25 protein-coding genes and 6 tRNA genes are annotated in these 25,333 nt (G+C 64.5%); 29 read left to right on the top strand and 2 right to left on the bottom strand.

The window, feature by feature from the left end; all coding sequences use genetic code 11:
• Position 1 precedes the first annotated feature (1 nt).
• From fliN to RAM80_RS09315, 20 genes are all read left to right on the top strand, one after another.
• Positions 2–469 (top strand): flagellar motor switch protein FliN, encoded by a 468-nt coding sequence (fliN, locus tag RAM80_RS09410; RefSeq protein WP_416426081.1) that lies wholly within the window; start codon positions 2–4, stop codon positions 467–469.
• On the top strand, positions 470–943 hold the full coding sequence (gene fliO / locus RAM80_RS09405; protein WP_416426080.1) for a flagellar biosynthetic protein FliO: 474 nt from the start codon (positions 470–472) through the stop codon (positions 941–943).
• Entirely contained in the window at positions 943–1,695 is a 753-nt protein-coding gene (fliP, locus tag RAM80_RS09400) for a flagellar type III secretion system pore protein FliP (protein WP_416426079.1), read from the top strand. Before fliO ends, fliP begins: the two co-directional genes overlap by 1 nt.
• Before the next feature lie 21 nt (positions 1,696–1,716).
• Positions 1,717–1,986: a flagellar biosynthesis protein FliQ gene (fliQ, locus tag RAM80_RS09395; protein ID WP_027981659.1), complete on the top strand. Its 270-nt coding sequence runs from the start codon at positions 1,717–1,719 to the stop codon at positions 1,984–1,986.
• Positions 1,983–2,768 (top strand): flagellar biosynthetic protein FliR, encoded by a 786-nt coding sequence (fliR, locus tag RAM80_RS09390; RefSeq protein WP_416426077.1) that lies wholly within the window; start codon positions 1,983–1,985, stop codon positions 2,766–2,768. Before fliQ ends, fliR begins: the two co-directional genes overlap by 4 nt.
• A 1-nt stretch (position 2,769) precedes the next feature.
• The gene (flhB, locus tag RAM80_RS09385) at positions 2,770–3,906 is read left to right on the top strand and encodes a flagellar biosynthesis protein FlhB (protein ID WP_416426075.1); all 1,137 of its coding nucleotides are present in this window, start codon (positions 2,770–2,772) and stop codon (positions 3,904–3,906) included.
• Positions 3,907–4,092: 186 nt separating this feature from the next.
• Entirely contained in the window at positions 4,093–6,222 is a 2,130-nt protein-coding gene (flhA, locus tag RAM80_RS09380; protein ID WP_416426073.1) for a flagellar biosynthesis protein FlhA, read from the top strand.
• 11 nt (positions 6,223–6,233) lie between these two features.
• Positions 6,234–7,547 (top strand): flagellar biosynthesis protein FlhF, encoded by a 1,314-nt coding sequence (gene flhF, locus RAM80_RS09375; RefSeq protein WP_416426072.1) that lies wholly within the window; start codon positions 6,234–6,236, stop codon positions 7,545–7,547.
• Positions 7,548–7,670: 123 nt separating this feature from the next.
• Positions 7,671–8,504: a flagellar synthesis regulator FleN gene (fleN, locus tag RAM80_RS09370; protein ID WP_416426070.1), complete on the top strand. Its 834-nt coding sequence runs from the start codon at positions 7,671–7,673 to the stop codon at positions 8,502–8,504.
• A complete protein-coding gene (fliA, locus tag RAM80_RS09365) occupies positions 8,498–9,247 on the top strand; it encodes an RNA polymerase sigma factor FliA (RefSeq protein ID WP_416427440.1) in 750 nt (249 codons plus the stop codon). Before fleN ends, fliA begins: the two co-directional genes overlap by 7 nt.
• A gap of 260 nt (positions 9,248–9,507) precedes the next feature.
• Entirely contained in the window at positions 9,508–9,882 is a 375-nt protein-coding gene (locus RAM80_RS09360; protein ID WP_177323407.1) for a chemotaxis response regulator CheY, read from the top strand.
• A gap of 19 nt (positions 9,883–9,901) precedes the next feature.
• Entirely contained in the window at positions 9,902–10,690 is a 789-nt protein-coding gene (locus RAM80_RS09355; RefSeq protein WP_416426068.1) for a protein phosphatase CheZ, read from the top strand.
• A 12-nt stretch (positions 10,691–10,702) separates the two neighbouring features.
• On the top strand, positions 10,703–12,907 hold the full coding sequence (locus tag RAM80_RS09350; protein ID WP_416426066.1) for a chemotaxis protein CheA: 2,205 nt from the start codon (positions 10,703–10,705) through the stop codon (positions 12,905–12,907).
• 48 nt (positions 12,908–12,955) lie between these two features.
• Entirely contained in the window at positions 12,956–14,089 is a 1,134-nt protein-coding gene (locus tag RAM80_RS09345; protein WP_416426064.1) for a protein-glutamate methylesterase/protein-glutamine glutaminase, read from the top strand.
• Complete coding sequence (locus RAM80_RS09340) at positions 14,089–14,829, top strand: flagellar motor protein (RefSeq protein ID WP_416426062.1); 741 nt, start codon at positions 14,089–14,091, stop codon at positions 14,827–14,829. The genes RAM80_RS09345 and RAM80_RS09340 overlap by 1 nt, the downstream gene beginning before the upstream one ends.
• A gap of 10 nt (positions 14,830–14,839) precedes the next feature.
• The gene (motD, locus tag RAM80_RS09335; RefSeq protein ID WP_416426060.1) at positions 14,840–15,727 is read left to right on the top strand and encodes a flagellar motor protein MotD; all 888 of its coding nucleotides are present in this window, start codon (positions 14,840–14,842) and stop codon (positions 15,725–15,727) included.
• 56 nt (positions 15,728–15,783) lie between these two features.
• Positions 15,784–16,572, top strand: coding sequence for a ParA family protein (locus RAM80_RS09330; protein ID WP_416426059.1), 789 nt, complete (start codon positions 15,784–15,786; stop codon positions 16,570–16,572).
• A complete protein-coding gene (locus RAM80_RS09325) occupies positions 16,572–17,420 on the top strand; it encodes a CheW domain-containing protein (RefSeq protein ID WP_416426057.1) in 849 nt (282 codons plus the stop codon). Before RAM80_RS09330 ends, RAM80_RS09325 begins: the two co-directional genes overlap by 1 nt.
• 69 nt (positions 17,421–17,489) lie before the next feature.
• A complete protein-coding gene (locus tag RAM80_RS09320) occupies positions 17,490–17,969 on the top strand; it encodes a chemotaxis protein CheW (protein WP_027981645.1) in 480 nt (159 codons plus the stop codon).
• Positions 17,970–18,362, top strand: coding sequence for a DUF2802 domain-containing protein (locus tag RAM80_RS09315; protein WP_416426055.1), 393 nt, complete (start codon positions 17,970–17,972; stop codon positions 18,360–18,362).
• A gap of 85 nt (positions 18,363–18,447) precedes the next feature.
• Here RAM80_RS09315 and RAM80_RS09310 read toward each other — a convergent pair whose 3' ends face one another.
• Both RAM80_RS09310 and RAM80_RS09305 read right to left on the bottom strand, forming a co-directional pair.
• Positions 18,448–19,938, bottom strand: a complete 1,491-nt coding sequence (locus RAM80_RS09310) for a DHA2 family efflux MFS transporter permease subunit (protein WP_416427439.1) — start codon at positions 19,936–19,938, stop codon at positions 18,448–18,450.
• A 49-nt stretch (positions 19,939–19,987) separates the two neighbouring features.
• A complete protein-coding gene (locus RAM80_RS09305) occupies positions 19,988–21,025 on the bottom strand; it encodes an HlyD family secretion protein (protein ID WP_416426053.1) in 1,038 nt (345 codons plus the stop codon).
• Positions 21,026–21,200: 175 nt separating this feature from the next.
• Between RAM80_RS09305 and gltX the strand changes: the two genes are divergently transcribed.
• The 9 genes from gltX (at position 21,201) to RAM80_RS09260 (ending at position 25,290) form a co-directional block, all read left to right on the top strand.
• Positions 21,201–22,679 (top strand): glutamate--tRNA ligase, encoded by a 1,479-nt coding sequence (gltX, locus tag RAM80_RS09300; RefSeq protein ID WP_416426051.1) that lies wholly within the window; start codon positions 21,201–21,203, stop codon positions 22,677–22,679.
• Between the two features lie 279 nt (positions 22,680–22,958).
• Positions 22,959–23,034, top strand: a tRNA-Ala gene (locus RAM80_RS09295).
• Between the two features lie 72 nt (positions 23,035–23,106).
• Positions 23,107–23,182: transfer RNA gene (locus tag RAM80_RS09290), tRNA-Glu, on the top strand.
• Between the two features lie 50 nt (positions 23,183–23,232).
• Positions 23,233–23,308: transfer RNA gene (locus RAM80_RS09285), tRNA-Ala, on the top strand.
• Positions 23,309–23,351: 43 nt separating this feature from the next.
• Positions 23,352–23,427: transfer RNA gene (locus RAM80_RS09280), tRNA-Glu, on the top strand.
• A gap of 111 nt (positions 23,428–23,538) precedes the next feature.
• Positions 23,539–23,614, top strand: a tRNA-Ala gene (locus RAM80_RS09275).
• A gap of 43 nt (positions 23,615–23,657) precedes the next feature.
• A tRNA-Glu gene (locus RAM80_RS09270) sits at positions 23,658–23,733 on the top strand.
• A 173-nt stretch (positions 23,734–23,906) separates the two neighbouring features.
• The gene (locus RAM80_RS09265) at positions 23,907–24,446 is read left to right on the top strand and encodes a TetR/AcrR family transcriptional regulator (protein WP_416426049.1); all 540 of its coding nucleotides are present in this window, start codon (positions 23,907–23,909) and stop codon (positions 24,444–24,446) included.
• A 16-nt stretch (positions 24,447–24,462) separates the two neighbouring features.
• A complete protein-coding gene (locus RAM80_RS09260) occupies positions 24,463–25,290 on the top strand; it encodes an alpha/beta fold hydrolase (protein WP_416426047.1) in 828 nt (275 codons plus the stop codon).
• The last annotated feature ends 43 nt before the right edge of the window (positions 25,291–25,333 follow it).

Genomic DNA, 25,333 nt, shown 5'->3' with positions numbered 1-25,333 from the left:
GATGGCTGACGAACACGAAATGACTTCCCCGGAAGACCAGGCCCTGGCCGACGAATGGGCTGCGGCCCTGGGTGAGTCCGGCGACGCCGGGCAAAGCGACATCGACGCACTGCTGGCGGCCGATGCCGGCAACGGCAGCGCCGGCTCGCGCATGGCCATGGAGGAGTTCGGTACTTCGCCCAAGCACAACGGCCCGGTCAGCCTGGAAGGCCCGAACCTGGACGTGATCCTGGACATCCCGGTGACCATCTCCATGGAAGTGGGCTCCACCGACATCAACATCCGCAATCTGCTGCAGCTCAACCAGGGCTCGGTGATCGAGCTGGACCGCCTGGCCGGCGAGCCGCTGGACGTGCTGGTCAACGGCACGCTGATCGCCCATGGCGAGGTGGTGGTGGTCAACGAGAAGTTCGGCATCCGCCTGACCGACGTGATCAGCCCCAGCGAACGCATCAAGAAGCTGCGCTGAATGGGCCGCCTGCTGACCCTGCTGCTGGCGCTGCCGCTGCCGGCGTTCGCCGCCACGGTGGGCGCGCCCGCTGCGCCTGCCACCCCGGCTGCCACCCCTGCGGTGCCTGCCGTGGGGTCGGCGCTGGGCAACGGCATGGCCGGCCAGCTGACCCAGCTGATGCTCGGCCTGCTGCTGGTGATCGGCCTGATCTTCGCCCTGGCGTGGGTGCTGCGCCGCGTGCAGCAGGCCACCCCCAACGGCGGCCAGGTGATTGAGCTGCTGGGTTCGCGCGCCCTGGGCCCGCGGGACCGGCTGGTGCTGGTGCAGGTGGGGTCCGAGCAGATCCTGCTGGGCCTGAGCCCGGGCCGCATCGCCCCGCTGCATGTGCTGGAGCACCCGATTGCGGTGCCAGCCAAGACCAAGACGGCCTCGCCGGAGTTCGCCCAGCGCCTCATGGAGCTGATGGGCAAGGACCACAAGGATAAGCACTGATGGGCGCGCTGCGCTTTTTGTTGACCCTGGCACTGTTGGTGGCCGCGCCCATGGCGCTGGCCGCCGACCCGTTGTCGATCCCGGCGATTACCCTGGGCACTGGCGCCAACGGCCAGCAGGAATACTCGGTCAGCCTGCAGATTCTGCTGATCATGACGGCGCTGAGCTTCATTCCGGCGTTCGTCATGCTGATGACCAGCTTCACCCGCATCATCATCGTCTTCTCCATTCTGCGCCAGGCCCTGGGCCTGCAGCAGACGCCGTCGAACCAGCTGCTCACGGGCATGGCGCTGTTCCTGACCATGTTCATCATGGCGCCGGTGTTCGACAAGGTGAACCAGCAGGCGCTGCAGCCCTACCTGGCCGAGAAGATGAGCGCCCAGGACGCCGTGCTCAAGGCCGAGGGGCCGGTGCGCGACTTCATGCTGGCGCAAACCCGCCAGAGTGACCTGGACCTGTTCATGCGCCTGTCGCGCCGCACCGATATCGCCAGCCCCGACCAGGCGCCGCTGACCATCGTGGTGCCGGCGTTCGTCACCTCGGAGCTGAAGACCGCGTTCCAGATCGGCTTCATGATTTTCATCCCGTTCCTGATCATCGACCTGGTGGTGGCCAGCGTGCTCATGGCCATGGGTATGATGATGCTGTCGCCGTTGATCATCTCGCTGCCGTTCAAGATCATGCTGTTCGTGCTGGTGGATGGCTGGGCACTGATCATCGGCACCCTGGCCAGCAGTTTTGGCGGCGTCTGAGACCCCGCACGGAGATCCGTCATGACCCCTGAAGTGGCTGTCGACCTGTTTCGCAATGCGCTGTGGCTGACCACCATGATGGTCGGCATCCTGGTGGTGCCCAGCCTGGTGGTGGGCCTGATCGTGGCCATGTTCCAGGCGGCCACGCAGATCAACGAACAGACCCTGAGCTTCCTGCCGCGCCTGCTGGTGATGCTGATCACCCTGATCATCGTCGGGCCCTGGCTGGTGCGTACCTTCATGGAGTACATCACCAACCTGTACACCAGCATCCCGCAAGTGATTGGATGAACCCGCTCCTGCACCTGACCGACGCCCAGATCGGCGCCTGGGTTTCCAGCTTCATGCTGCCGCTGTTCCGCGTCGGCTCGATGCTGATGGCCATGCCGGTGTTCGGTACCACCATGGTGCCCAAGCGCATACGCCTGTACCTGGCCATGGCCATCACCGTGGTCATCGCGCCGTCGCTGCCGGCCATGCCGGTGGTGGATTCCCTGAGCCTGCAGGGGCTGATGCTGGCGGGCGAGCAGATCATCATCGGCTCCCTGCTGGGCTTTTCCCTGCAGATGCTGTTCCAGGCCTTCCTGATTGCCGGGCAGATCCTCGCCATCCAGATGGGCATGGGCTTCGCGTCCATGAACGACCCGGTCAACGGCGTGCAGACGGCGGTGGTGGGGCAGTTCTTCACCATGCTGGTGACGCTGCTGTTCCTGGCCATGAACGGCCACCTGGTGGTGTTCGAGGTGCTGGTGGAAAGCTTCACCACGCTGCCGGTGGGCGGCGGGGTGCTGGTGAGCCAGTTCTGGGAGCTGATCATGCACATGAGCTGGGTGCTGGCGGCGGCGGTGATCCTGGTGCTGCCGGCCATCACCGCGCTGCTGGTGGTCAACGTCGCGTTCGGGGTGATGACCCGCGCGGCGCCGCAGCTGAACATCTTCTCCATCGGCTTCCCGCTGACGCTGGTCATGGGTATGGTGATCCTGTGGCTGAGCCTGGCGGACATTCTCAACCAATACCAGCCCATGGCCACCGAGGCCTTGCAGTGGCTGCGCGAACTGGCACGGGCACGCTGACATGGCAGAGAGCGAGAGCGGTCAGGACAAGACAGAAGACCCCACGGACAAAAAGCTGCGCGAGGCGCGCGAACGTGGGGAAGTGGCACGCTCCAAGGAGCTCAACACCCTGGCGGTGATGATCGGCGGCTGCGGCGCGTTGCTGGCCTACGGCGGGCATCTGGCGCAGACGCTGATGGAGCTGATGCGCATGAACTTCACCATCAGCCGCGAGACCCTGCTGGACCAGAGCCAGATGGGCGTGGTGCTGCTGGCCTCGGGCAAGATGGCCATCGACGCGGTGCAGCCGATTCTGCTGGTGCTGCTGATCGTCTCGTTCGTTGCCCCCATTTCCCTGGGCGGCTGGTTGTTCTCGCCGGGTAGCATGGCGCCGAAATTCAGTCGTATGAACCCCCTCAACGGCATCAAGCGCATGTTCTCCATGCACGCGCTGACCGAGCTGCTGAAAGCCCTGGCGAAATTCTTCGTGGTGCTGCTGGTGGCCCTGTTCGTGCTCAACAAGGACCGCAACGACCTGCTCAGCATCGCCCACGAGCCGCTGGAAATGGCCATCATCCACTCGGTGCAACTGGTGGGGTGGAACGCGCTGTGGATGTCCATGGGGCTGCTGATCATTGCCGCCGTGGACGTGCCGATCCAGATGTACCAGGCGCGCCAGAAACTGCTGATGACCAAGCAGGAAGTCCGCGACGAGCACAAGGACAGCGAGGGCCGCCCCGAGGTCAAGCAACGTATTCGCCAGCTGCAGCGCGAGATGTCCCAGCGCCGCATGATGTCGGCCATTCCCACTGCCGACGTGATCATCACCAACCCGACCCACTACGCCGTGGCGCTCAAGTACGACCCGGAGAAGGGCAGTGCGCCGATGCTGTTGGCCAAGGGCACCGATTTCATCGCCCTGAAGATCCGCGAGATCGGCAACGAGCACAACATCCAGATCCTCGAATCGCCGGCGCTGGCGCGGTCCATCTACTACTCCACCGAGCTTGAGCAGCAGATTCCCGCCGGCCTGTACCTGGCCGTGGCCCAGGTGCTGGCGTACGTCTACCAGATCCGCCAATACCGCGCCGGCCGCGGCAAGCGCCCGACGCCGCTCAAGGACCTGCCGATCCCGCCGGACCTGCGCCGCGACAATTGAATGTGGGAGCTGGCTTGCCAGCGAGATTTTTGCTGACGCCGCAAAACTCGCTGGCAAGCCAGCTCCCACAGGATGGTGACACCCCTTAAATTGCCGGCCCCGGCAAAAGTTGGAAAGGTTCTTGCAGAGGCATACCCACAACGCCATCAGGCGTCAAAAGTTTGCTTGAGCTCACGGGGACTATCGGTGGATCGCACTCAGTTAATCAACAACGCGCGCAGCAACCTGGTCGGCCTCGGCCGGGGCAGCCTGGGTGTGCCGCTGTTGCTGTTGATCATGCTGGCAATGATGATGTTGCCGGTCCCGCCGTTCCTGCTCGACGTGTTCTTCACCTTCAACATCGCCTTGTCGATCGTGGTCCTGCTGGTGTGCGTGTACGCCCTGCGGCCGCTGGACTTCGCCGTGTTCCCGACCATCCTGCTGGTGGCGACGCTGCTGCGCCTGGCGCTGAACGTGGCGTCCACCCGCGTGGTCATGCTGCACGGCCACGACGGCCACCAGGCCGCGGGCAAGGTGATCCAGGCCTTCGGCGAAGTGGTGATCGGCGGCAACTACGTGGTCGGTGCGGTGGTGTTCGCCATCCTCATGATCATCAACTTCGTGGTGGTGACCAAGGGTGCCGGGCGTATCTCCGAGGTGAGCGCACGTTTCACCCTGGACGCCATGCCCGGCAAACAGATGGCCATCGACGCCGACCTCAATGCCGGCCTCATCGACCAGGCCCAGGCCAAGCTGCGCCGCCTTGAAGTGGCCCAGGAAGCCGAGTTCTACGGTTCCATGGACGGTGCCAGCAAATTCGTCCGCGGTGACGCCATCGCCGGCCTGCTGATTCTGTTCATCAACCTGCTGGGCGGCATGGCCATCGGTATCTTCCAGCACGGCCTGAGCTTCGCCGAAGCCGGCAAGGTGTACGCCCTGCTGACCATCGGTGACGGTTTAGTGGCACAGTTGCCATCACTGCTGCTGTCCACGGCTGCCGCCATCATGGTGACCCGTGCCTCGGGCTCCGAGGACATGGGCAAGCAGATCAGCCGCCAGATGTTCGCCTCGCCCAAGGCGCTGGCCGTGTCGGCGGGCCTGATGACCATCATGGGTGCGGTGCCGGGCATGCCCCACGTGTCGTTCCTGTTCCTGGCCATGCTGGCCGGCGGCGCCGCCTACCTTGTGTGGAAGAAACAGAACGAGGCCAAGGTTGCCGCTGCCGCCGAAGTACAGCGCCAGCAGGACCTGCTGCCATCGCCAACCCGCTCCCAGGACACCAAGGAACTGGGCTGGGACGACGTCACCCCGATCGACATGATCGGCCTGGAAGTGGGCTACCGCCTGATTCCGCTGGTGGACCGCAACCAGGGCGGCCAGTTGCTGGCGCGGATCAAGGGGGTGCGCAAGAAGCTGTCCCAGGACCTGGGCTTCCTGATGCCCACCGTGCACATTCGCGACAACCTCGACCTGGCGCCCAGCGCCTATCGCCTGACGCTGATGGGGGTGATCCTGGCCGAGGCCGAGATCTACCCGGACCGCGAACTGGCGATCAACCCGGGCCAGGTGTTTGGCACCCTCAACGGCATCACCGCCAAGGATCCGGCTTTCGGCCTGGACGCGGTGTGGATCGAGCTGAGCAACCGGCCCCAGGCGCAGTCGCTGGGTTACACGGTGGTCGACGCCAGCACGGTGGTGGCCACGCACTTGAACCAGATCCTGTCCAAGCACGCCCACGAGCTGATTGGCCACGAGGAAGTGCAGCAATTGCTGTCGGTGCTGGCCAAGGGCTCGCCGAAGCTGGCCGAGGAGCTGGTGCCGGGCGTGCTGTCGCTGTCCAACCTGCTCAAGGTGCTGCAGGCGCTGCTGGCCGAGCAGGTGCCGGTGCGCGACATCCGCAGCATCGCCGAAGCCATCGCCAACAACGCGGTCAAGAGTCAAGATACCGCCGCTTTGGTCCAGGCAGTACGGGTTGGCTTGAGCCGCGCTATCGTCCAAAGCATTGTAGGGCTTGACTCCGAGCTACCTGTTATCACCCTGGAGCCAAGGTTGGAACAGATATTGCTCAATAGTTTGCAGAAGGCCGGTCAGGGTCAGGAAGAAGGCGTTCTGTTGGAGCCAAGCATGGCCGAGAAGCTGCAGCGGTCGTTGATCGATGCGGCGCAACGCCAGGAAATGGCCGGGCAACCGGTGATCCTCCTGGTGGCGGGCCCGATCCGCGCGATGCTCTCGCGCTTCGGCCGCCTGGCAGTACCTAATTTACATGTCTTGGCGTATCAGGAAATTCCTGACAACAAGCAAGTGACCATCGTTGCGACAGTAGGGCCCAACGGCTGAGGTAGTGGGTTATGCAAGTTAAGCGTTTTTTCGCCGCCGATATGCGTCAGGCCATGAAACTGGTCCGTGACGAGCTGGGCGCCGATGCCGCTATCATCGGCAACCGTCGGATTGCCGGCGGCGTCGAGCTCACGGCCGCGCTGGACTACAAACTGTCCGCGCTGGCACCGCGTGTGCCGAACATGGAGCTTGAGGACGAGCTGCGCAAGACGCAGTCGCGGATCGTCAACGCCCAGGCTGAACTGGACACCCGTGGCGACAGCGACGCGGTCACCAACCGGCAACTGTTTGCCGGCCTGCCGCTGACCGCGCCCGAGCCGCTGGTGGAGCCGACCTTCGTCGAGCCGCCGCGCCCGCAGGCCCCGCCTGCCGCGCCGGTGGACCAGCGCCTGTTCGAGTCCATGCGTTCGGAGCTCAACGGCCTGCGCGAGTTGCTGGAAGTGCAGCTCGGCTCCCTGGCCTGGACCCAACTGCAAGGCAGCAAGCCTGCGCAGGCCAACCTGTGGCGCCGCCTGCAGCGCATCGGCCTGTCGGGCCCGCTGTCGCGCGAGCTGCTGGACATGGTTGGCGAGATCAATGAACCGCGCCAGGCGTGGCGCATGCTGCTGGCCCACCTGGCCCGCATGATCGTGACGCCGGACGTGGAGCCGCTGGAAGAGGGCGGTGTCATCGCCATGGTCGGCCCGGCCGGCATGGGCAAGACCACCACCCTGGCCAAGCTGGCGGCCCGTTACGTGCTCAAGTACGGCGCGCAGAACATCGCCCTGGTGAGCATGGACAGCTTCCGCATTGGTGCCCAGGAGCAGCTCAAGACCCTGGGCCGTATTCTCAACGTGCCAGTGACCCACGTCGACCCGGGCCAGTCCCTGGCCCAGGCGCTGGAGCCTCTGCTGCGCAAGCGCGTGGTGCTGATCGATACCGCCGGCCTGCAGGCCAGCGACCCGGCCCTGCGCCTGCAACTGGAAAGCCTGGCAGGGCGCGGCATCAAGGCGCGCAACTACCTGGTGCTGGCAACCACCAGCCAGAAGCAGGTTTTGACTGCTGCCTACCACAGTTACAAGCGTTGTGGGCTCGCAGGTTGTATCCTGACGAAATTGGACGAATCGGCAAGCCTGGGCGAAGTGCTTAGCCTGGCGATTGGTCATGAACTACCAGTGGCTTATCTCACCGACGGGCCACGCATTCCGGACGATTTGCACCTGCCAAGACGGCACCAGTTGGTGAGCCGCGCGGTTAACGTGCAAATGCAGGATGAGCCCAGCGAAGAGGCCATGGCCGATATGTTCGCTGATCTCTACCACAGCCCGAGTAAACGAGTTGGCTGAGGTGAATGTTTTGAAGTCGTTGCAATCTACCTACATTGTTGGTCTGCCGGGCATTTTTCATGTGTTTGAAAGCGCAGCCAGTCATGTGGCCTCGGTCTAAGTAAGACAAGGTAAAGAACGAACATGGGCAGCATGCATCCCGTACAGGTGATCGCCGTGACAGGCGGCAAAGGCGGCGTCGGCAAGACCAACGTGTCAGTGAACTTGTCTTTGGCGCTGGCCGAGCTTGGCCGTCGCGTGATGTTGTTGGACGCCGACCTGGGCCTGGCGAACGTCGACGTCCTGCTGGGGCTGACACCGAAACGAACCCTTGCCGATGTCATCGAAGGGCGCTGTGAGCTGCGCGACGTGCTGCTCCAGGGGCCTGGTGGCATCCGCATCGTGCCGGCCGCGTCCGGCACCCAGAGCATGGTGCACCTGACGCCAGCTCAACACGCGGGCCTGATCCAGGCCTTCAGCGACATCGGCGACAACCTCGATGTGCTGGTGATCGACACCGCCGCCGGTATCGGCGACTCGGTGGTCAGCTTCGTGCGCGCCGCGCAGGAAGTGCTGCTGGTGGTGTGCGACGAGCCCACCTCGATCACCGATGCCTACGCGCTGATCAAGCTGTTGAACCGCGACTACGGCATGAACCGCTTCCGCGTGCTGGCCAACATGGCCCAGAGCCCGCAGGAAGGCCGCAACCTGTTCGCCAAGCTGACCAAGATGACCGACCGTTTCCTCGACGTGGCCCTGCAGTACGTGGGTGCCGTGCCGTACGACGAATGCGTGCGCAAGGCCGTGCAGAAACAGCGCGCGGTGTATGAGGCGTTCCCGCGTTCCAAGTGTGCGCTGGCGTTCAAGGCCATCGCCCAGAAGGTCGACACCTGGCCGTTGCCAGCCAACCCACGCGGGCACCTGGAGTTCTTCGTCGAACGCCTGGTGCAGCAGACCAGTGCAGGTCCCGTATCATGAGCGCCAGCGGCTATCGGATGTACAGCAAGGCTTCCCGCGAGTCGCAGCAGTACGAGCTGATCGAGCGCTATGCGCCGCTGGTCAAGCGCATCGCCTATCACCTGCTGGCGCGCCTGCCGGCCAGCGTGCAGGTGGAAGACCTGATCCAGGCCGGCATGATCGGCCTGCTCGAGGTGTCCACCAAGTACGACTCCACCAAGGGCGCCAGCTTCGAGACCTACGCCGGCATCCGCATTCGCGGCGCCATGCTCGACGAGGTGCGCAAGGGCGATTGGGCCCCGCGTTCGGTGCACCGCAACACGCGCATGGTCAGTGACGCGATTCGCGCTATCGAAGCGAAAACCGGTCGCGACGCTAAAGATCATGAGGTTGCGGCCGAACTCCAGTTGAGCCTGGACGATTACTACGCGATTTTGAACGATACCCTGGGCAGCCGCCTGTTCAGCTTCGACGACCTGTTGCAGGACGGCGAGCACGAAGGCCTGCACGAGGATGGCGCCAGCGCCGGGCTCGAGCCCTCGCGGGACCTGGAGGACGAGCGTTTCCAGGCGGCCCTGGCCGAGGCCATCAGCAACCTGCCGGAGCGTGAACGCCTGGTGTTGGCCCTCTACTACGACGAGGAGCTGAACCTGAAGGAGATCGGCGAGGTGCTGGGGGTCAGCGAGTCGCGGGTCAGCCAGCTGCACAGCCAATGCGCGGCGCGCCTGCGCAGCCGGTTGGGCGAGTGGCGCGCACGGGCATAATTCCTTGGTGGGCCAAGGTGTGTGGGAGCTGGCTTGCCAGCGAGCTTTTCAGGGCCTCAACAGCTCGCTGGCAAGCCAGCTCCCACAGGGCCTGCATTAGCAGTTCAATGGCCCGCAATCGCTGTAAAACTGGATTTGGGGATGCGGCATGGGTATTTTCCTTGCCGCACGTCATGTAGTGCACTAGCCAGATTTGATTGAATGCGCGTTCGGGGACCGGACGCGTTTAAGACTGCTTGGAGGTCTAATTGGACAAGAACATGAAAATCCTCATCGTTGACGACTTCTCGACGATGCGGCGGATCATCAAGAACCTGTTGCGCGACCTGGGCTTCACCAATACCCAGGAAGCCGATGATGGCACCACCGCGCTGCCAATGCTGCACAGCGGCAGCTTCGACTTCCTGGTGACCGACTGGAACATGCCTGGCATGTCCGGCATCGACCTGCTGCGCCAGGTGCGTGCGGACGAGCGCCTCAAGCACCTGCCGGTGCTGATGGTGACCGCCGAAGCCAAGCGCGAGCAGATCATCGAAGCGGCCCAGGCTGGCGTCAACGGCTACGTGGTCAAGCCATTCACGGCACAAGTGCTGAAAGAGAAAATCGAAAAGATTTTCGAGCGCGTCAATAGCTGATGTCCGCCACGGGGGTGCTATGGAGCATAAGAACTCATCTTTGGGCGACTTCGAGTCGACCCTGAAGAAACATGCGCAGGAGTTGGTCGAAAGCCTGGAACGAGGCAAGTTCGGCGACGCTGTGCAATTGATCCATGAGCTGAACCAGACCCGTGATCGTGGCCTGTACCAGGAAGTTGGCAAGCTCACCCGCGAGTTGCACAGTGCGATCGTCAGTTTCCAGATTGACCCGCACATGCCGCAAGCCGAGGAAGTTTCACAGATCACGGATGCCACCGAGCGCCTTTCCTATGTGGTCAGGCTGACCGAAGGTGCGGCCAACCGCACCATGGACCTGGTGGAGCAGAGCACGCCGGTGCTCAACGACCTCAGCGGCGAGGCCAAGGCCTTGAGCGCCGACTGGCAGCGTTTCATGCGCAAGGAAGTCGGCGCCGCCGAGTTTCGCGACCTGGTGAAGCGTGTCGACGGTTTTCTGACGCAAAGCGAGCAGGGCACCCGCAAGGTGTCCGGCGCGCTGAACGACATTCTGCTGGCGCAGGATTACCAGGACCTTACCGGCCAGGTGATCAAGCGCGTGACGCAACTGGTCACGGAAGTTGAAAGCAACCTGCTCAAGCTGGTGCTCATGGCCAGCCAGGTAGACCGCTTCGCGGGCATCGAACACGACCGTGAACAGCTTCGTGCTGAAAAAGATCAAGAAAAACATCCCACTCGGGGTGAAGGTCCGCAGATTCATGCCGATAAACGTGAAGACGTTGTGTCCGGTCAGGACGATGTCGACGATCTGCTATCCAGTCTTGGTTTTTAAGGGGCACGTTAAATGAGCTTCGGCGCCGACGAAGAAATCCTCCAGGATTTCCTGGTAGAAGCCGGTGAAATTCTTGAGTTACTTTCCGAACAACTGGTCGAGCTGGAAAGCCGACCTGATGACGGTGATTTGCTCAATGCAATTTTTCGCGGTTTTCACACTGTAAAAGGGGGCGCCGGCTTCCTCCAGCTCAACGAGCTGGTGGAGTGCTGTCACATCGCCGAGAACGTCTTCGACATCCTGCGCAAGGGTGAGCGTCGCGTTGACTCGGAACTGATGGACGTGGTGCTCGAAGCGCTGGATGCGGTGAACGGCATGTTCAGCGAAGTTCGCGAGCGCACCGACATCACCCCGGCCACGCCTGAACTGCTGGCGGCGCTGTCGCGCCTGGCCGAACCTGCCAGCGCCGACGAGGCGCCGGTAGCGGTTGCCGAACCTGAGCCTGTGGTTGAAGAGCCCGCCGAGTCGGGTGACATCACCGACAGCGAGTTCGAACAACTGCTCGACTCGCTGAGCGCGGTCAAGGCCCAGGCCGAGGCCCCGGCCAGCCAGCCACCGGCAGCCCAGGCCCCGGCCGCCGACAGCGACGAAATCACCGACGACGAGTTCGAGTCCCTGCTCGACCAGCTGCATGGCAAGGGCCAGTTCGCGCCTGACGCCGTGGCGCCGGCCAGCACTGCCGGCAGCGCGCCGGCCAGCGACGAAATCACCGATGACGAATTCGAGGCCCTGCTGGACCAGTTGCACGGCAAGGGCACCTTCGCCCCTGACGCGCTGGACAGCGGTGCCCAGCCACCGGCCGCCGAACAACCGGCGGCTGCGGCCAGCGACCTGATCACCGACGACGAATTCGAGTCGTTGCTGGACCAGTTGCATGGCAAGGGCAAGTTCAGCGAGGCGCCAGCCGCCGCCGAAGCGGCCGTGGCCGCCCCGGTCGCTGCCAAGCCGGCGCCCAAGCCCGCTGCCGCCCCCGCCCCGGCCAAGGCTGCCGCCCCGGCGCCAGCCCGTGCCGCCGCGCCTGCGCCAGAGAAACACGCCGCCAGCGAAGCGGAAACCACCGTGCGGGTCGACACCGCGCGGCTGGACGAAATCATGAACATGGTCGGCGAACTGGTGCTGGTGCGTAACCGCCTGGTGCGCCTGGGCGCCAACAGTGGCGACGAGTCCATGCAGAAGGCCGTGTCCAACCTCGACGTGGTCACCGCCGACCTGCAGACCGCGGTCATGAAGACGCGCATGCAGCCGATCAAGAAGGTCTTCGGGCGCTTCCCCCGGCAGGTTCGCGACCTGGCACGCCAGCTCAAGAAAGAGATCAACCTGGAGCTGATCGGCGAAGAGACCGACCTGGACAAGAACCTGGTCGAGGCCCTGGCCGACCCGCTGGTGCACTTGGTGCGCAACGCGGTGGACCACGGCGTCGAGACCCCGGAAGAGCGCGAGGCCGCCGGCAAGTCGCGCAACGGCAAGGTGGTGCTGTCCGCCGAGCAGGAAGGCGACCACATCCTCTTGTCCATCAGCGATGACGGCAAGGGCATGGACCCGCAGGTGCTGCGTGCCAAGGCCGTGGAAAAGGGCCTGATGGACAAGGACGCGGCCGACCGCCTGAGCGAATCGGACTGCTACAACCTGATCTTCGCCCCCGGCTTCTCGACCAAGACCGAGATCTCCGACGTGTCCGGCCGCGGCGTGGGCATGGACGTGGTGAAGACCAAGATCTCCCAGCTCAACGGTTCGATCAACATCTACTCGGCCAAGGGCCAGGGTTCGAAGATCGTCATCAAGGTGCCGTTGACCCTGGCGATCATGCCGACGCTGATGGTGATGCTGGGCAACCAGGCCTTCGCCTTCCCGCTGGTCAACGTCAACGAGATCTTCCACCTGGACCTGTCGCGCACCAACGTGGTCGACGGCCAGGAGGTGGTGATCGTACGCGACAAAGCCCTGCCGCTGTTCTACCTCAAGCGCTGGCTGGTCAGTTCGGCCGCCCACGAGGAGCAGCGTGAAGGCCACGTGGTGATCCTGTCGGTCGGCACCCAGCGCATCGGCTTCGTCGTCGACCAGCTGGTAGGCCAGGAAGAGGTTGTCATCAAGCCACTGGGCAAGATGCTCCAGGGTACGCCGGGCATGTCGGGCGCCACCATTACCGGTGACGGCCGCATTGCCCTGATTCTCGATGTTCCGAGCATGCTCAAGCGCTACGCAGCGCGGCGTATTTGATTCTGTGGGCGGGCGCACCCGGTGCGCCCGGCCGCTAATGGAGTGTTTATGGCAGTCAAGGTCCTGGTGGTGGATGATTCCGGTTTCTTCCGCCGCCGCGTCTCGGAAATTCTCTCGTCGGACCCCGCTATCCAGGTAGTGGGCACCGCGACCAATGGCAAGGAAGCGATCGAGCTGGCCCAGTCGCTCAAGCCCGATGTCATCACCATGGACTACGAGATGCCCATGATGGATGGCATCACCGCCGTGCGGCATATCATGCAGCGCTGCCCCACCCCGGTGTTGATGTTCTCCTCGCTGACCCACGAAGGCGCCCGGGTGACCCTGGATGCGCTGGACGCGGGTGCGGTGGATTACCTGCCGAAGAATTTCGAAGACATCTCGCGCAACCCCGAGAAGGTCAAGCAGATGCTGTGCGAGAAGGTGCATACCATCTCGCGCAGCAACCGTCGTTTCAGCGCCTACAGCGCCCCGGCGGCGGCCGCTGCGCCTACGCCGGCCGCTGCGGTTGCCAGCAGCCCGGCCCCTGCGCCACGGCCAGCGCCCGTGCGCACCCCGGTGGCCAGCCACGCCCCGGCCGCGGCGGCCCACGCGCCGTCGTCGCCGGCGCCCAAACGCAAGAACTACAAGCTGGTGGCCATCGGTACGTCCACCGGCGGCCCCGTGGCCCTGCAGCGCGTGCTGACCCAGCTGCCGGCCAGCTTCCCGGCGCCCATCGTGCTGATCCAGCACATGCCGGCGGCCTTCACCAAGGCCTTCGCCGAGCGCCTGGACAAGCTGTGCCGCATCACCGTCAAGGAAGCCGAGGACGGCGACGTGCTGCGCCCCGGCCTGGCGCTGCTGGCCCCCGGTGGCAAGCAGATGATGGTGGACGGCCGCGGCACGGTGAAAATCCTGCCGGGCGACGAGCGCCTGAACTACAAGCCGTGCGTGGACATCACCTTCGGCTCCGCCGCCAAGTCCTACGGTGACAAGGTGCTGGCCGTGGTGCTGACCGGCATGGGCGCCGACGGCCGCGAGGGCGCGCGCCTGCTCAAGCAGGGTGGCAGCCACATCTGGGCCCAGGATGAAGCCAGCTGTGTCATCTACGGCATGCCCATGGCGATCGTCAAAGCCAACCTCGCCGATGCCGTGTACGGCCTCGACGACATCGGTCGGCACCTGGTCGAGGCCTGTGTCTGATGGACGTCCTGAGCCTACTGGGGCTGCTGCTGGCCTTCATCGCCATCATCGGCGGCAATTTCCTCGAAGGCGGTCACCTGTCGGCGCTGCTCAACGGCCCGGCGGCGCTGATCGTCATTGGCGGCACCCTGGCTGCCTGCCTGTTGCAGTCGCCCATGAGCGCGTTCAAGCGCGCCATGCAGAACGTCATCTGGATCCTGTTCCCGCCGCGCATCGACCTGGCCGGTGGCATCGACCGGGTGGTGAACTGGAGCCTCACCGCGCGCAAGGAAGGCCTGCTGGGCCTGGAGTCGATCGCCGACAGCGAACCCGACAGTTACTCGCGCAAGGGCCTGCAACTGCTGGTGGACGGCGCTGAGCCGGCGGCCATCCGCAGCATCCTGGAAGTGGATTTTCTCACCCAGGAGGCCCGCGATATCCAGGCCGCCAAGGTGTTCGAGAGCATGGGCGGCTACGCGCCGACCATCGGCATCATCGGCGCGGTGATGGGCCTGATCCACGTGATGGGCAACCTCGCCGATCCGTCGCAGCTGGGCAACGGCATTGCCGTGGCCTTCGTCGCCACCATCTACGGGGTGGCCACCGCCAACCTGATCCTGCTGCCCATCGCCAACAAGCTCAAGGCCATTGCCGTGCGCCAGGCGCTGTACCGCGAGATGATGCTCGAAGGCATCCTGTCGATCGCCGAGGGCGAGAACCCGCGGTCCATCGAGCTCAAGCTGCAAGGCTTCATGGAGTGAGGGAATAGCCATGGCCCGCCGTCGTCATACCGAAGAGCATGAAAACCACGAACGCTGGCTGGTGTCCTACGCGGACTTCATCACCCTGCTGTTCGCCTTTTTCGTGGTGATGTACTCGATCTCGTCGATCAACGAAGGCAAGTACAAGGTACTGTCCCAGGCGCTGGTGGGGGTGTTCAACGACCCCCAGCGCAGCCTCAAGCCCATTCCCATCGGGGACGAGCGGCCGCTGACCATGCGCCCCTCGGAGCCTCTGGTGACCGACAGCGAACAGCCCGACGCCGGCATTGCCAGCGCCGCCGAGGACCCGCTGAAGAGCATCGCCGACCAGGTGCGCGACGGCTTCGGCGACCTGATCAAGTCCAACCAGCTGACCGTGCGCGGCAACGAGCTGTGGATCGAGATCGAGCTCAAGTCCGGCCTGCTGTTCGGCAGCGGCGACGCGATCCCCAGCGACAAGGCGTTCACCATCATCGAGAAGGTCGCCGGCATCATCAAGCCGTTCGGCAACCCCATCCACGTGGAAGGGTTCACCGATGACCAGCCGATCCGCACCGCGCAGTACCCCACCAACTGGGAGCTGTCGTCGGCGCGGGCGTCGAGCATCGTGCGCATGCTGGCGATGGAAGGCATCAACCCCGGGCGCATGGCCTCGGTAGGCTACGGCGAGTTCCAGCCCATCGACACCAATGCCACCCCCGAAGGCCGCGCGCACAACCGCCGCGTGGTGCTGGTGATCTCGCGCAACCTCGACGTGCGCCGCAGCATTACCGGTGCCGGCAGCGCCAATGTGACGCCGGACGCGGCATTGCGCCGTGCTGGCACACAAAGTGCACCGCAGCCCGTATCGCAGTCGGTTGGGGGCAATGCTGTCAATTCCCCGTCACCGGCCTTATAACTTGAGTCGCATGTCTCGGTAGGCAAACGCTGCCGTGCCGGGAGGAAGCAAATCCCATGAGAGTCTGGGCAGTAGCCAACCAAAAAGGTGGTGTCGGCAAGACCACCACCTCCATCGCCCTGGCCGGCCTGCTGGCCGAGGCGGGCAAGCGCGTGGTCGTGGTCGACCTCGACCCCCACGGTTCCATGACCAGCTACTTCGGGCACAACCCCGACGCGCTGGAACACAGCTGCTACGACCTGTTCCTGCACAAGGGCCAGGTGCCCCAGGGCTTGCCCGGGCAACTGCTGCTGAGCACCAGTGACGAAAACGTGGCGCTGCTGCCGTCCAGCACGGCGCTGGCCACGCTTGAGCGTCAATCTCCTGGCCAGAGTGGCCTGGGCCTGGTGATCGCCAAAACACTGGCGCAGCTGTGGCAGGACTTCGACTACGCCATTATCGACAGCCCGCCGCTGCTGGGCGTGCTGATGGTCAACGCCCTGGCCGCCAGCCAGCAGCTGGTGATCCCGGTGCAAACCGAATACCTGGCCGTGAAGGGCCTGGAGCGCATGGTCAGCACCCTGGCCATGATCAACCGCTCGCGCAAGCAGCCGCTGCCGTTCAGTATCGTGCCGACCCTGTTCGACCGTCGCACCCAGGCCTCCATGGGCACCTTGCGGGTGCTCAAGGACGCCTATCCGGAGCAGATCTGGCAGGGCTACATTCCGGTGGACACGCGCCTGCGTGACGCCAGCCGGGCAGGGCAGATGCCCTCGCAGTTCGACCCCAAGAGCCGCGGCGTGGTGGCCTACCGCGCGCTGCTCAAGCACCTGCTGGCCCAGCAACTTGTCGCGCAGGTGGCCTGATGAACCGGCCGGTCACTACCGTTACCAAGCCGCAGGTCGCGCTGCAGTCCTACCTTGACGGCCTGCTGCAGGACGCCACCGAGGAGCTGGACGCCGAGGTGCTGGAACCCAGCGACCAGGTGCTCGACGAATTCCAGGCCGCGGTGCTCGAGGAGCAGGTGCGTGACGCCCGGGTAGAACCCAAGGCGCCCGTTGCACCGCCCGTCGCCCCGGCCCCTGCACCCGTGGCAAAACCTGTGCCGGTGGCCCCGGCGGTCGTTGCGCCCGCTCCAGTTTCGCCGCCGGTTGCCGAAGTAGTGGCAACACCGGTGGAACCGGTGGTCGAAGTGCACAAGCCCACCCCGCCGGGCGCCGTGCCGCCCGCTACGGTGGACGGCCGGCCCAGTTGGGCGGCCGAGCCCTTCGAATGCCTGTTGTTCGATGTTGCCGGGCTGACCCTGGCGGTGCCGCTGGTGTGCCTGGGCTCGATCTACGCCCTGGCCGGCCACGAGCTGACGCCGCTGTTCGGCCAGCCCAGCTGGTTCCTGGGGATCCTGCCCAGCCAGGCCGGCAACCTCAAGGTGCTGGACACGGCGCGTTGGGTGATGCCCGACCGCTACCGCGACGATTTCCAGCAGGGCCTGCAGTACGTGATCTCCGTGCAGGGCTACGAGTGGGGGCTGGCGGTGCATCAGGTCAGCCGCTCGCTGCGCCTGGACCCGGAGGAGATCAAGTGGCGCAGCCATCGTGGCCAGCGCCCGTGGCTGGCGGGCACGGTGATCGAACACATGTGCGCGTTGCTGGACGTCTCGGCCCTGGCCGAACTGATTGCCAGCGGCGCGGTGAAACAGCTGCAAGAACTCAAATGATTAGCGGCGCCGCGCGGCGCCACTGTACTGCACACACACCGTCATCACGGTTTTCGAGAGGTTAGGGGTATGAAGAAGTCGTCTGCACAAGGTTCCGAAGATCCTATTCTGCAGTGGGTAACCTTTCGCCTGGATAATGAGTCGTACGGCATCAACGTGATGCAGGTGCAGGAAGTACTGCGCTACACCGAGATCGCTCCGGTGCCAGGCGCCCCCAGCTACGTGCTGGGTATCATCAACCTGCGCGGCAACGTGGTCACCGTGATCGACACCCGCCAGCGCTTCGGCCTGATGCCGGCTGACGTCAGCGACAACACCCGCATCGTCATCATCGAGGCCGACAAGCAAGTGGTCGGCATCCTGGTCGATAGCGTCGCCGAAGTGGTATACCTGCGCCAGTCGGAAGTGGAAACCGCGCCGAACGTGGGCAACGAGGAATCGGCCAAGTTCATCCAGGGCGTGTGCAACAAGAACGGCGAGCTGCTGATCCTGGTGGAACTGGACAAGATGATGACCGAGGAAGAGTGGTCCGAGCTGGAGAGCATCTGATTGATTCTAGAGGTAGGTGTCATCGTGCTGGCCGTGTTGTGGGTGGTCACGCTCGCGGTATTGCTGGGCAACATCCGCGGGCAGCGTGAAATCGCTGCTCAGCAGGCGGCTGGCGATGCCATTCGCGACCAGCGCATCAAGGACCTGGCGCGCCGCGTCGAGGATTACCAGAATGGCACCGTGCGCATGGGTGAAGACCTGCACGAGTTGCGCGCCGTGGTGGCGCCGCTGCCGGACAAGCTGAGCATGCTGGAGCAGCGTGACCCTTCCAGCCTGTCCTTCGCCCAGGCCGCGCGCCTGGTGGGCATGGGCGCCAGCGTCGACGAGCTGACCCAGTCCTGCGGCCTGACCCAGGCCGAGGCGGAGTTGATGAGCAAGCTGCACCGCGGCTGAATCGTGTCGCGCCCATCGCGACCAAGGTCGGCTCCTACGGTGTAGGAGCCGACCTTGGTCGCGATGCAGGCGAATCGATTTCAGGTCAATGTGCAGCGGCGGGTGCGGCGCCTTTCGGCAACGCCCTGGTCAACATCACTGCCACCATGGCAATCCCCAACCCCAACCCCACCCAGTGGAACGCATCGTTGTAGGCCATGATCAGCGCCTGCTGGTGCACGATCTCGCTCAGGCGCCCCAGCGCCGCCGTGTCACTGCCCAGCCGCTCGCCCAGCTGCCCCAGGCGTTCGGCCACCTGTGGGTTGCCCGGCACCACTGACTCGCGCAAATAATCGAAGTACACCTTGGTGCGCGCATCCAGCAGTGTCGCCAGCAGGGCGATGCCGATGGCGCCGCCCAGGTTGCGCAGGATGTTGAACAGGCTCGATGCCGAGCCCGCGTCCTGGGGTTGCAGGTAGGCGGTGGCGATCAGCGAGATGGTCACCATGATCAGCGGCTGGCCCAGGGCGCGGATGATCTGGATCTGGTTGAACTGGCTGCCGGCAAAGTCCGGGTTCAGCACCCCGGAGGAAAAGCTCGCAAGGCCGAACAGGCCAAAACCCAGGGTGCAGAGGATTTTCGGCGAGATGATCTTCATCAGTTGCGGCACCAGCGGGATCAGCACCAGCTGCGGCAGGCCCATCCACATGATCACCTCGCCGATCTGCAGCGCGTTGTAGTTCTGCACCTGCGCCAGGTACAGCGGCAGCAGGTAGATCGAGCCATACAGGCCCACGCCCATGCCCAGGCTGGCGATGCTCGACAGGCCGAAGTTGCGGTTGCGCAGGATGCCCAGGTTGATCAGCGGGTTGGCGCGCGACACCTGCAGGATCACGAAGGTGATCAGGCTGAGCAAGGCGATGACCGCCAGCACCACGATCTCGGTGGACTCCAGCCAGTCCTGGCGGTGGCCTTCTTCCAGGAACACCTGCAGGCAGCCCAGGCCCACGCCCAGGGTGAGGATGCCGGCGTAGTCGGTGCTTTTCAGCAGCGCCCAGTGCGCCGCCTTCTTTTCCAGGCCATACAGCAGCCCGGCGATCATCAGCAGGCCGGGCGGCACGTTGATGTAGAAGATGTACTGCCAGCCGAAGTTCTCCGTCAGCCAGCCGCCCAGGGTGGGGCCGATGGAGGGCGCGAAGGTGGCGGTCATGGCGAACATGGCCATGCCCTTGGCGCGGTGGTGCTCGGGCAGCTTGATCAGCGTCAGGGTGAAGGCCAGCGGTATCAGCGCGCCGCCGGTGAAGCCCTGCATGGCGCGGAAGACGATCATGCTTTCCAGGTTCCAGGCCATGGAACACAGCAGCGACGACGCCAGGAAGCCCAGCGACACCCACACCGCCAGGCGCCGCGCCGACAGCAGCTGCACCAGCCAGGCGGTGAGCGGGATCATGATGATCTCGGCCACCAGGTACGAGGTGGAGATCCACGAACCTTCCTCCAGGGTCGCCGACAGTGCGCCCTGGATGTCCTTGAGCGAGGAGTTGGTGATCTGGATGTCGAGCACGGCCATGAAGGCGCCGAGCATCACGCTCATCACCGCGATCCAGTCGCGCCGGGTGGGTTCGCCCACCGGGCGCAACAGTTGATCACCGGCCATCGGCGATATTGACGCTGACGGTGACTGACATGCCCGGGCGCACCTTGCCGTGCAGCGGGTTGTCCGCGGCGAAGGTCAGCTTCACCGGGATGCGCTGCACCACCTTGGTGAAGTTGCCGGTGGCGTTGTCCGGCGGCAGCAGGCTGAACTGCGCGCCCGAGGCGGCGAACAGGCTGTCGACGCGGGCATCGATGGGCTGGTCGGGGAAGCTGTCGAAGGTCAGGCGCGCGGCCTGGCCGGGCTGCATGTGGCCGATCTGGGTTTCCTTGAAGTTGGCCTGCACCCAGATGTCCTCGTCGGGGACGATGGACAGCAGGTAGGCGCCGGCCTGCACCACCTGGCCGGGGCGCGCGGCGCGCTGGCCGATCATGCCGCTGATGGGCGCGTGCACCTGGGCGCGGGCCAGGTTCAGCTGGGCCTGGGCCAGGTCGGTGCGGGCAGTGGCGATCTGTGCGTCGAGGCGCTTGATCTCGGCGTTCAGGGCGTTGACCTGCTGGCGCTGGCCCTGCACGTCGGCCTGGGCCTTGCTGACCTGGGAGTGGGCCACGCGGGTGTCGGCCGACAGGGTGGTGACGCGTTCCTCGGAGACATAGCCGGGCTTGCGCAGGGCTTCGGCGCGGTTCAGGTCGATCTGCGAGCGCCCCAGGGTCGCCTGGCTGGCGGCCACCTGGGCCTCGGCCGAGGCAATCAGGCTGCCCTGCTGGGCCAGCTTGCTCTGGGCCTGCAGGCGTTCGGCCTGGCGGGTGTCGAGGGTGGCCTGGGCGCGCTCCACGGCGAACTGGAAGTCGGCGGCCTCCAGGGTCACCAGCAGGTCGCCCTGGCGCACGTGCTGGTTGTCCTGCACCAGCACCTGGTCGATGCGCGCCGTCAGCTGGCTGGACACCCGGGTGATCTCGCCCTGCACGTAGGCGTTGTCAGTGCTTTCGAAGAAGCGGCCCTTGAACCACCAGTGGGCGAGGAAGCCCGCGGCGATCAGCAGGACCAGGGTGGCGAAAATAAGCAGTCGGCGTTTGAGCGGCGCAGGCATGGTCGATCCGTCGAAAAGGTGGGGCAGGGTGCCAGGGGGTGATGATCGGGCGGGGCAAGGGGGCCGGCAAGCGGCAATCATGCCGTTGATAGCCGGTAATGTGGCGCATTGCTGGAGCACCACGTGCCGGGCCTGCTAACATCCGCCCTTTGATTCACTCTGCTCGAGACCTTTCATGACCGTTCGTACGCGTATCGCGCCATCGCCCACCGGCGACCCCCATGTCGGCACGGCCTACATTGCCCTGTTCAACTATTGCTTTGCCAAACAGCATGGCGGCGAGTTCATCCTGCGCATCGAAGACACCGATCAGCTGCGTTCCACCCGCGAGTCGGAACAGCAGATCTTCGACGCCCTGCGCTGGCTGGGCATCGAGTGGAGCGAAGGCCCGGACGTAGGCGGCCCGCACGGCCCGTACCGGCAGAGCGAGCGCGGCGACATCTACAAGCAGTACGCCCAGCAGCTGGTGGACATGGGCCACGCCTTCCCGTGCTTCTGCACCGCCGAAGAACTGGACCAGATGCGTGCCGAGCAGATGGCCCGCGGCGAGACCCCGCGCTACGACGGCCGCGCGCTGCTGCTGTCGAAGGAAGAAGTGGCGGCCCGCCTGGCGGCTGGCGAACCGCACGTGATCCGCATGAAGGTGCCGACCGAAGGCGTGTGCGTGGTGCCGGACATGCTGCGCGGCGACGTCGAGATCCCGTGGGACCGCATGGACATGCAAGTGCTGATGAAGACCGACGGCCTGCCGACGTACTTCCTCGCCAACGTGGTCGACGACCACCTGATGGGCATCACCCACGTGCTGCGTGGCGAAGAGTGGCTGCCGTCGGCACCCAAGCTGATCAAGCTGTACGAGTACTTCGGCTGGGAACAGCCGGTGCTGTGCTACATGCCGCTGCTGCGCAACCCGGACAAGAGCAAGCTATCCAAGCGCAAGAACCCGACCTCGGTGACTTTCTACGAGCGCATGGGCTTCATGCCCGAGGCCATGCTCAACTACCTGGGCCGCATGGGCTGGTCCATGCCCGACGAGCGCGAGAAGTTCTCGCTGGCCGAGATGGTCGAGCATTTCGACCTGTCGCGCGTGTCCCTGGGCGGGCCGATCTTCGACATCGAGAAGCTGAGCTGGCTCAACGGCCAGTGGTTGCGCGACCTGCCGGTGGAAGAGTTCGCCGCGCGCGTGCAGAAGTGGGCGTTCAACCCTGACTACATGATGAAGATCGCGCCGCACGTGCAAGGCCGCGTCGAGACCTTCAGCCAGATCGCCCCGCTGGGCGGCTTCTTCTTCGCCGGCGCGCTGCAATTGGACGCCAAGCTGTTCGAGCACAAGAAGCTCTCGGCCGACCAGGTGCGCCAGGTAATGCAACTGATCCTGTGGAAGCTGGAATCCCTGCGCACCTGGGAAAAAGACCGCATCACCGCCACCATCCAGGCCGTGGTCGAGGCCCTGGAGCTGAAGCTGCGCGACGCCATGCCGCTGATGTTCGCCGCCATCACTGGCCAGGCCAGCTCGGTGTCGGTGCTCGACGCCATGGAAATCCTCGGCCCGGACCTGACGCGCTTCCGCTTGCGCCAGGCCCTGGACCTGCTGGGTGGTGTGTCGAAGAAAGAAAACAAGGAATGGGAAAAGCTGCTGGGCAGCATTGCCTGATTCCATCCACAAGGTGGGGGTTCCCCCACCTTGTGGGAGCTGGCTTGCCAGCGAGCTTTTGTTGCCCTGAAAAGCTCGCTGGCAAGCCAGCTCCCACATCTGCACCGCCCTTGCCCCAGCAAAACCGGGGCAGGGCGCCTGTTTCGTCGGTAAGTGGTTGTATTGCTGGAAAATTTTTTTGAATTTTTTCAAAAATAAGTTTGACAGCCCTTCGATCCGGTCTTAATATGCGCCCCGTCCACACAGCAACACGCAGAAATGCGAAGCGCTGAAGATTGTGGGGCTATAGCTCAGCTGGGAGAGCGCTTGCATGGCATGCAAGAGGTCAACGGTTCGATCCCGTTTAGCTCCACCAAATTCCAAGGCCTGAAGTCGTTGTTTGACTTCGGTCAGATCAGATCCAGACTGATCTTGGTAAGAAGGTTTTGTCCCCTTCGTCTAGTGGCCTAGGACACCGCCCTTTCACGGCGGTAACAGGGGTTCGAGTCCCCTAGGGGACGCCATTTAAAACTAGCGATGTTGTACGGTCGCTGCGTCGCAAGACGATAAATTCGGGGCTATAGCTCAGCTGGGAGAGCGCTTGCATGGCATGCAAGAGGTCAACGGTTCGATCCCGTTTAGCTCCACCAATTTGCCAGGGTTCGTGAAAACGGACTTGCTCGAAGGTTTTGCGTCCCCTTCGTCTAGTGGCCTAGGACACCGCCCTTTCACGGCGGTAACAGGGGTTCGAGTCCCCTAGGGGACGCCACGATTTGCCCGCTCTGCGGGAATTTTGAGGCTCATTCGCCTTTTGGATGAGCTTTTTGTTTTTAAGTGACGGCACGTGTAACGGGCTGTCGCGTCGCAAGACGATAAATTTGGGGCTATAGCTCAGCTGGGAGAGCGCTTGCATGGCATGCAAGAGGTCAACGGTTCGATCCCGTTTAGCTCCACCAATTTGCCAGGGTTCGTGAAGACGAACTTGCTCGAAGGTTTTGCGTCCCCTTCGTCTAGTGGCCTAGGACACCGCCCTTTCACGGCGGTAACAGGGGTTCGAGTCCCCTAGGGGACGCCACGATTTACCCGCTCTGCGGGATTTTTAAGGCTCATTCACTGGTTGAATGGGCCTTTTGTTTGCCTGCGATTTGACCTCCCTCCTTTTTGATCCGCCGACCAGTGGCACGGCGAACGCCTTGCGGAAAAATATTACGAGCATAATATTACCTCCATAATATTCGGAGGTGCCCCATGGCTGACAAGAAAGCCCAGAGCCGCGAAAAAATCCTCGAGGCGGCGCGCAGGGCCATGATCCTGCGCGGCGTGGCCGACCCCAGCGTCAGTGAAGTGATGGGCGCCGCCGGCATGACCGTCGGTGGCTTCTACGCCCATTTCGACAGCAAGGACGCGCTGATGCTCGAAGCCTTCAGCCAGCTGCTGGGCCAGCGCCGGGCCTTGCTCGAACAGGTCGACCCCAACCTGCCCGGTGAAGAGCGCCGCGCGCTGATGGCGCGCTATTACCTGTCGCGCAACCACCGTGACGCCGAAGACCGCGCCTGCCCGCTGCCCACCGCGCTGGGCGAGATGGGGCGGCTGCCCGAGGCCTTTCGCGAGGTGCTCACCGAGCATGTGCAGCTGTTGGTTGGCCAATTGGCCGACAACCCCCAGGACACCGACAAGGCCCTGGCCGACCTGGCCTTGATGATTGGTGGCCTGGCCCTGGGGCGTGCCCTGGGCCAGACCGAACTGTCCGACCGTATCCTGCGCGCGGCCAAGGCCGCGGTGCGCTAACGCTGGGAGTGCAACCATGACCACGCTCACCTGGGTTCGCGGCGTCAACCAGACCCTCGGCCACCTGGCCCCACGGCAGATCGCCGCGCGCATGCGCCTGGCCTTCATGCACCCCCGCACGCTGCCGCCACGGGCCTGGGAGCTGCCGCTGCTGGCGCGCGCCGAGCGCGTGACCCTGCGCTTCGGGCTTTCGGTGCTGCGCTGGGGGCAGGGCCCCACGGTGCTGCTGATGCACGGCTGGGAAGGGCGGCCCACACAGTTCGCGACGTTGATCGAGGCGCTGCTGCAGGCCGGCTATAGCGTGGTGGCCCTGGAAGGGCCGGGGCATGGCCGTTCCCGTGGCAGCCAGGCCCATGTGGTGCTGTTTGCCCATGCCCTGCTGGAAGCGGCCGCCGAACTGCCGCCGCTGCGTGCGGTAATCGGCCACTCCATGGGCGGCGCTGCGGCGCTGCTGGCCAGCCAGTGGGGGCTCAAGGCCGAAGTGTTGGTGAGCGTCTCGGCGCCGGCGCGTATCCTCGGCATGCTGCGCAATTTCGCCGCCCACGTGGGGCTGCCGGCGCGGGCGCGTTCGGCGTTCATCCGCCAGGTGGAGCGCACCGTGGGCATCGCCGCCGCGCAGCTGGACGTCAGCCGCTACCAGCTGGACATGCCTGGGCTGATAGTCCACGCCAGCGATGATCCGCTGGTGCCGGCCGCCGAGGCGCAGTCGATTCACCAGGCCTGGTTCGGCAGCCGTCTGCTGCTGTTGCCCGAGGGCGGGCACCAGCGCGTGCTGGCCGACCCGCAACTGATCGACGGCGTGCTGGGCCTGCTGCGTCACCAGCCGGCACGGCAATCGGCGTGAGGGTGCGCTAGACTCGCGTTTTGCCCATTGAGCAGGAGCGAGT

This window comes from Pseudomonas sp. App30, assembly GCF_047947025.1.
Classification (GTDB): Bacteria; Pseudomonadota; Gammaproteobacteria; order Pseudomonadales; family Pseudomonadaceae; genus Aquipseudomonas.
The sequence above is the reverse complement of the archived record's forward strand: the minus strand, read 5'-3'. Positions and strand labels throughout refer to the sequence as shown.

What these genes read in the sequence shown, in the direction of transcription:
- flhB (WP_416426075.1), top strand. Translation starts at nt 2,770, where the DNA reads ATGGCAGAGAGCGAGAGCGGTCAGGACAAGACAGAAGACCCCACGGAC.
- fliR (WP_416426077.1), top strand. Translation starts at nt 1,983, where the DNA reads ATGAACCCGCTCCTGCACCTGACCGACGCCCAGATCGGCGCCTGGGTT.
- flhF (WP_416426072.1), top strand. Translation starts at nt 6,234, where the DNA reads ATGCAAGTTAAGCGTTTTTTCGCCGCCGATATGCGTCAGGCCATGAAA.
- RAM80_RS09340 (WP_416426062.1), top strand. Translation starts at nt 14,089, where the DNA reads ATGGACGTCCTGAGCCTACTGGGGCTGCTGCTGGCCTTCATCGCCATC.
- RAM80_RS09360 (WP_177323407.1), top strand. Translation starts at nt 9,508, where the DNA reads ATGAAAATCCTCATCGTTGACGACTTCTCGACGATGCGGCGGATCATC.
- RAM80_RS09350 (WP_416426066.1), top strand. Translation starts at nt 10,703, where the DNA reads ATGAGCTTCGGCGCCGACGAAGAAATCCTCCAGGATTTCCTGGTAGAA.
- RAM80_RS09305 (WP_416426053.1), bottom strand. Translation starts at nt 21,025, where the DNA reads ATGCCTGCGCCGCTCAAACGCCGACTGCTTATTTTCGCCACCCTGGTC.
- RAM80_RS09325 (WP_416426057.1), top strand. Translation starts at nt 16,572, where the DNA reads ATGAACCGGCCGGTCACTACCGTTACCAAGCCGCAGGTCGCGCTGCAG.
- RAM80_RS09355 (WP_416426068.1), top strand. Translation starts at nt 9,902, where the DNA reads ATGGAGCATAAGAACTCATCTTTGGGCGACTTCGAGTCGACCCTGAAG.
- fliN (WP_416426081.1), top strand. Translation starts at nt 2, where the DNA reads ATGGCTGACGAACACGAAATGACTTCCCCGGAAGACCAGGCCCTGGCC.
- fliQ (WP_027981659.1), top strand. Translation starts at nt 1,717, where the DNA reads ATGACCCCTGAAGTGGCTGTCGACCTGTTTCGCAATGCGCTGTGGCTG.
- RAM80_RS09320 (WP_027981645.1), top strand. Translation starts at nt 17,490, where the DNA reads ATGAAGAAGTCGTCTGCACAAGGTTCCGAAGATCCTATTCTGCAGTGG.
- fleN (WP_416426070.1), top strand. Translation starts at nt 7,671, where the DNA reads ATGGGCAGCATGCATCCCGTACAGGTGATCGCCGTGACAGGCGGCAAA.
- fliP (WP_416426079.1), top strand. Translation starts at nt 943, where the DNA reads ATGGGCGCGCTGCGCTTTTTGTTGACCCTGGCACTGTTGGTGGCCGCG.
- gltX (WP_416426051.1), top strand. Translation starts at nt 21,201, where the DNA reads ATGACCGTTCGTACGCGTATCGCGCCATCGCCCACCGGCGACCCCCAT.
- motD (WP_416426060.1), top strand. Translation starts at nt 14,840, where the DNA reads ATGGCCCGCCGTCGTCATACCGAAGAGCATGAAAACCACGAACGCTGG.
- RAM80_RS09265 (WP_416426049.1), top strand. Translation starts at nt 23,907, where the DNA reads ATGGCTGACAAGAAAGCCCAGAGCCGCGAAAAAATCCTCGAGGCGGCG.
- RAM80_RS09330 (WP_416426059.1), top strand. Translation starts at nt 15,784, where the DNA reads ATGAGAGTCTGGGCAGTAGCCAACCAAAAAGGTGGTGTCGGCAAGACC.
- RAM80_RS09345 (WP_416426064.1), top strand. Translation starts at nt 12,956, where the DNA reads ATGGCAGTCAAGGTCCTGGTGGTGGATGATTCCGGTTTCTTCCGCCGC.
- RAM80_RS09260 (WP_416426047.1), top strand. Translation starts at nt 24,463, where the DNA reads ATGACCACGCTCACCTGGGTTCGCGGCGTCAACCAGACCCTCGGCCAC.
- fliO (WP_416426080.1), top strand. Translation starts at nt 470, where the DNA reads ATGGGCCGCCTGCTGACCCTGCTGCTGGCGCTGCCGCTGCCGGCGTTC.